The sequence below is a fragment of the Leptospira soteropolitanensis genome, from assembly GCF_026151655.1.
Taxonomy (GTDB): domain Bacteria; phylum Spirochaetota; class Leptospiria; order Leptospirales; family Leptospiraceae; genus Leptospira_A; species Leptospira_A soteropolitanensis.
In genome coordinates, this window is sequence record NZ_JAMQPN010000074.1 from 1 (window position 1) to 1,005 (window position 1,005).

Consider the following 1,005-nt stretch of genomic DNA (forward strand, 5'->3'; position numbering starts at 1 on the left):
CGCATAACGAACTAGACTTACCGAAGTTCCCTGACCCTGAGTCCCGAAGGGACGTTAGGGACTGGCACGTAGCTTGCGCATGCGAGCGAGTGACAGAAAGGGAATTTGCCGGAGGCCGAGCGAGGCCTTGTGCCGAAGCGTAGCGGTAAGTCGCTGTTATGCGAAGTTTTAGGTTTGTGAAATTTATTTAAATTCATTAAATATTTTTAAAAAGAAAGGATATAAAGGATAAGATTTGAAAATTTATTTTAAATTGAATTAATATAATCAATATATATCTTTGAACCTGAGATTAAATGGTATCTTAATTCTTCGCTTTTTAGAAAAAAGTTGCTTTTCATTTTAGAATTTTCTTCAGATTTATGACTGATAATTAGATCAAAATCCATTTCTTGAATTTTATATCATTAATATTAAAGATTTTAGAGTCATAGGTTTTAGAATTTTCAATTAGAGAGAATGTTTGGTTTATTCTATCTCCCATAGATAGTATTCTTTTACCTACCAAATTTTCGATAGAAAAGATGCTCAATTGGCAAATATGGAAAAATTCTATGTTATAAATTTCCTTCGCAAATTCTTCAAATAAGGTTCTTAAAAATACTCTTTCCGATTCAAAGATATCTTCAGGAAATAGGACAATTACTTTTGGTCGGAGAAACTTATTTATTAAGTTATTTCTTTCAGATCGTATCGAATTAATAAGTTTTCCAAGTTCATCAAAATCAGATATAGACCATTTGTAATTTGTTGATGGATTTTTATTTAACATTTCTAGGTAAGGGTAATTTCTAATGATTGGATCATTGATATCAGTAAGAGTATAAAAAACAATTGATTCATTTTCAAAAATGAAAAATTCAGTGCGTTTGGTAAATTTATTTTTTAATTTCATGATTTAACGATTTTAATTTATTTTTTCTATTTTATATATTTCGAAAGTTTACCTAAAATTTCGCATAACGAAAAAGCTTACCGACGTTCCTCGTAGCTGAGCCTCAGCAG

Annotated in this window: 1 protein-coding gene; it reads right to left on the reverse strand. The window is 30.1% G+C overall.

Annotated elements, in window-relative coordinates; translation table 11 throughout:
• Positions 1-373 precede the first annotated feature (373 nt).
• Positions 374-895, reverse strand: coding sequence for a hypothetical protein (locus ND811_RS19355; protein ID WP_265353620.1), 522 nt, complete (start codon positions 893-895; stop codon positions 374-376).
• Between the last annotated feature and the right edge of the window lie 110 nt (positions 896-1,005).